Here is a 3,166-nt window from a genome sequence, read left to right on the forward strand (position 1 = left end):
ACCTCGGATCAGATGGACGTCGTCGCCGAGGTCGCCGACAAATATTCCTTCTCGGAAATCCGCGTCGCGCACGAGCAGAACCTCTGCCTCGCCCATGTCCGCAAGCAGGATCTCTACGAGGTCTGGAAGGCGCTCGACGCCGCCGAACTCGCGACACCCAATGTCGGCCTCATCACCGACCAGATCGCCTGCCCCGGCCTCGATTATTGCAACCTCGCCAATGCGCGTTCGATCTCGATCGCCGAGCGTATTTCGGAGCGCTTCGCCGATCTGAAACTCCAGCACGACATTGGCCGGCTGCACATCAACACGTCCGGCTGCATCAATGCCTGCGGCCATCATCACGTCGGCCATATCGGCATTCTCGGCGTCGACAAGAAGGGCGTCGAATATTACCAGGTGACGCTCGGCGGCGCGGCCGATGAGACGGCGGTCGTCGGCGACATCGTCGGTCCGGCCTTCACCGAGGATGAGATCGTCGACGCAGTCGACACCATCGTCAAAACCTATCTCGGCATCCGCAAGGAAGGCGAAATCTTCCTCGACACCTATCGCCGTGTCGGCGTCCAGCCGTTCAAGGAGAAGCTCTATGCAGCTCATTAAGAACGGCAAATTCATCGCCGACGAATGGACGCATGTGGCCGACGACGAACCGCTGCCCGAAGGCCCGGTCATCGTCAGCCTCGCGCGCTGGCAGAAGGAGCAGAACGTTCTTCTTGCCCGCGAGACGCCCATCGGCGTGCAGTTGAAGAGCGGCGAGGAACCGAAGCTGATTGCCGATCATCTCGACCGGCTTGCCGTCGTCGCCCTGGAATTTCCCGCTTATCGCAACGGGCGTGCCTATTCCTATGCGCGGCTGCTGCGCGAACGCTACGACTACAAGGGCGAAGTGCGTGCCGTCGGCGCGGTGCTGCGTGACCAGTTCTACTTCCTGGTCCGCTGCGGCTTCGACGCGCTCGAAGTCCGCGACGACATTACGCCGGAAATTTTCGCGGAATCGATCGGCGCCTTCACCCATCCCTACCAGCCGTCCACCGACGGCGCCGAGCCCGTGATGTCGCTTCGCCAGCGCCTCGCCGCCCAGGCTACGCGCAAGGCGATCTAGGAAGCAACGCCGTACCCTACCTCCCCCGAAGAGGGGAGGTCGAAAAATCCCCTCGGATTTTTCGGGTGGGGTAACGGGGCCCGCCGCAGAGCCCTCCCTTCCATCTACCTCAGCGCCCCCCACCCGAAGGGCTCCGCCCTTCGACCTCCCCCGAGTGGGAGGTAAAGGAAACCCCTCGGATTTTTCTGCTGAAATAAAGTCCCTCGAAAAAACTTCACGCGCCCGGCGACATCGACTCCATGATCGCCGCGTGGCGCACCGCGCCGCGATCCAACGCGGCGACGCGCGCTTCCATGCCCGAGATCGCCTCCTCGACGACGGCGAGCCTGTCGCCGACCGGCGCGTCGAGCCGTGCATGGGCGAGCGCGACGCGATAACCGACGAGCCGCGCGGCAAGCGCGCTCACCGTCTCCTCGATCGTCTGCCCGTTCTCGGCGACGCGGCCGCGCACTCGCGCAAAAGCCGCGGGGCCCTCGTAGCCGATCGTCGCCTGCATGTCGCCTGTGCCGAGAAACCCGTTGGCGCGCGCGCCGTCGGCGGCGATCACCTCGTCGAGCGCCGTGGCGAAGAGATCCATCTCGACGGTGTCGGCGGCAATGTCGTCGCCCATCGCATTGACGAGGGAAACGGGGCTGCCGCGATGCGCGAGGCTGAGCATCTCGTAGTAGCGAAGATTTCCCGGCGTCGGCGAACTCGACTGCGTCTCGATCCACGCGAGCGCATCCGCCATCGGCCCGGACGCCGCCGGTTTCTCCCTCAGCAGGTTCTGCGAAATCCGGCGCAGATCGCGTTCGGCGTCGGTGAGCGGCAGCGGCATTTCCCGGGGCTCGCCAGCGGCGGCAAAAACGCTGTTCGCCACGAGATCGAAAGCGCCGGGACGCTCGCGGCCGAAATCGGGCGCTTGCGCGCAGGCAGACAGCAGCAGCGCGGCGAGCATCGCCATGCCCGCCCCCTTCCGCCTCGTCGATCCTCCGGCCTGTTCCATGGGCGGCACTCTAGCCATCCACCGGTTAGCCGCCGGTAAAGCTTCAGTTACCAAAACAACAAAGCCCGGCACTCTTTCGAGCACCGGGCCTCAAACGCAACAGGGACTACTTGGGTACGATCAGGCGTTGCCGGCGCTATTACGCAGCGCGGAGCTTCTCGACAGCTTCGTTGAACTTTTCGGCATAGGGGCCGACGGCTTCGCGCACGGCCGACACGGTCAGTTCGTTGATCTCGCGCGCGGCGTCGAGGTTGCGCTTGAAAGCGGCGCGGAGGAATTCGTTCTGGAGCTCGACGGCGGCCTTGAGGTCGCCCGACTTCAGGACGGCCTTGGCCGTCTCGACGGTTTCCTCGAAATTGGTACGCGTCAACTCACTGATGATACCCGACGCGACTTCGATCGGGGTCTTCGCCTTGGCGGCAGCGGCCTTCGGGGCAGGCTTCGCCTTGGCGGCCTTGGGTTTGGCTTTTGTCGGCTTTTTGGCTTTGGGAGCCGCGGTCGTTTCCGTCATCGTCCATCTCCTTGTGGCGTGCACCGCCCTTGCGGCGGCGCCAGCACAATCCATTTTGGATTTGTGCGCTGCACAATGAAATAAATAGCCCCTACCCCTCCGTCAAGTATTTTTTGTGCATCGCACAAAAAATACCCATGTGCCAATTCAGCTAGCCTCGAATTAAGGAAAATCTATCGATGCTATAAGGGCTTAGATCGAGCAGCGGCGGAGCGCCGCAGATGCTGTCGGCCAGGGCAGTGGCGCTTCCTGCGGCAAGTGTCCAGCCCAGCGAGCCATGTCCCGTGTTCAGATAGAGGTTCGAAAATCGGCCGGCCTGTCCAATTATTGGGCTGCCGTCGGAGCTCATCGGACGCAATCCGGTCCAGAATTCAGCTTGTTCCGCCTGCGCACCAAGTTGCGGCAGAAGGTCGAGAAGCCCTGCCAGCACCGACCGCGCGCGCGGCATTTCGAGCGTGGTGTCGTAACCCGAAACTTCCGCCGTGCCGGCGACGCGCACCCGCTCGCCGAGCCGCGACACGACGATCTTGCGCGCCTCGTCGGTCATGCTGACCTTCGGCGCAAG

General features: G+C 63.5%; 4 protein-coding genes and 1 pseudogene. 2 read left to right on the forward strand and 3 right to left on the reverse strand.

Features of this window, described 5'->3' with window-relative positions; all coding sequences use genetic code 11:
- Together VMR03_RS15035 and VMR03_RS15040 are read left to right on the forward strand one after the other, a co-directional pair.
- Positions 1-603: pseudogene (locus tag VMR03_RS15035) on the forward strand (nitrite/sulfite reductase); the annotation flags it as partial.
- Positions 590-1,105, forward strand: coding sequence for a DUF934 domain-containing protein (locus VMR03_RS15040; RefSeq protein WP_325406640.1), 516 nt, complete (start codon positions 590-592; stop codon positions 1,103-1,105). The pseudogene VMR03_RS15035 and the gene VMR03_RS15040, both read left to right, overlap by 14 nt.
- A 214-nt stretch (positions 1,106-1,319) precedes the next feature.
- Here VMR03_RS15040 and VMR03_RS15045 read toward each other — a convergent pair whose 3' ends face one another.
- The 3 genes from VMR03_RS15045 to VMR03_RS15055 form a co-directional block, all read right to left on the reverse strand.
- The gene (locus tag VMR03_RS15045; protein ID WP_325406642.1) at positions 1,320-2,048 is read right to left on the reverse strand and encodes a hypothetical protein; all 729 of its coding nucleotides are present in this window, start codon (positions 2,046-2,048) and stop codon (positions 1,320-1,322) included.
- Positions 2,049-2,229: 181 nt separating this feature from the next.
- Complete coding sequence (locus VMR03_RS15050) at positions 2,230-2,601, reverse strand: phasin family protein (RefSeq protein WP_325406644.1); 372 nt, start codon at positions 2,599-2,601, stop codon at positions 2,230-2,232.
- Between the two features lie 151 nt (positions 2,602-2,752).
- Positions 2,753-3,166, reverse strand: a 414-nt coding sequence (locus VMR03_RS15055; protein ID WP_325406646.1) for an FAD-dependent oxidoreductase, incomplete at its 5' end; no start/stop codon positions are given.

The organism is Parvibaculum sp. (assembly GCF_035511255.1).
GTDB lineage: Bacteria > Pseudomonadota > Alphaproteobacteria > Parvibaculales > Parvibaculaceae > Parvibaculum.